This is a genomic window from Candidatus Solincola tengchongensis (genome assembly GCF_015711935.1).
GTDB lineage: Bacteria > Actinomycetota > Geothermincolia > Geothermincolales > RBG-13-55-18 > Solincola_A > Solincola_A tengchongensis.
Genome location: NZ_MU158679.1, coordinates 2,799 through 3,527, shown reverse-complemented (window position 1 = coordinate 3,527; position 729 = coordinate 2,799). Strand labels below are relative to the sequence as shown.

Sequence of the window (729 nt, the reverse complement as noted above, 5' to 3'; positions counted from 1 at the left end):
TTCGGGCCGCTTGGGCCCCTCGGCTTCCTGCCTTGCGCCCGGCCTGTTCGCATCGGCGGGGCCGGCCGGCTCCGCCCCTCCCTGGGCATCCTCAAGGTCCCCTCTCCATGGCATCACCGTCCTTCCCTGAACTCCAAAAAGCCTCCGTGCCTTCTTTTCTCTTAATCTCGCCCCTTGTGCCGGGTTCCCCCATCCCCCCATAGACGGATGGCATACCGGTCAAGAGGTGGATTGTTCCCTGCCCACAATGGAAGCGGAGCGCATCCTGCCCAGCTGGTTGAGGAGCTCCCCCAGTTCCCGCTGCACCTCGGCAGATACCGGGGGGAGTATGGTCAGCCAGAGGAAAACGGCGTTCTCCAGCAGTCCCAGCTGCCTGTCGGTGAGCTCCATCCTTTCCTCCTTGGTCAACTGGCATCCCTCCTTGGTCCGTCCGGGAAGGCCGACTTCCCATCGACACCATCATGTGGCCACCGCCGCCTCCCTCCATCCACCGAATGTCCCCCGACTTCCCGCCGCCGGGTGGATTGATGGCGGGACGGACGCAGCGGGACGGATGGATCCGGCACCCTTATCAGGTCCGGAGATCAAATTTTCCACGTCCCGGGTCCCGTGGAAGCCTCTCCGGGAGTAGGCCCACAGACTCCAAGGTCCGGAGATCAAACCCTCACCGTCCCGGTCCCGGCCCGCTCCGGCCTCGTCAGTCCCCCCAGCGGGTGAGCGTCGGGTCGC

1 protein-coding gene is annotated in these 729 nt (G+C 65.4%); it reads right to left on the bottom strand.

Annotation, left to right across the window (positions count from 1 at the left end):
• Nucleotides 1-219: 219 nt before the first annotated feature.
• Nucleotides 220-408: a hypothetical protein gene (locus H7007_RS12950; RefSeq protein ID WP_287155754.1), complete on the bottom strand. Its 189-nt coding sequence runs from the start codon at nt 406-408 to the stop codon at nt 220-222.
• Nucleotides 409-729: the final 321 nt, after the last annotated feature.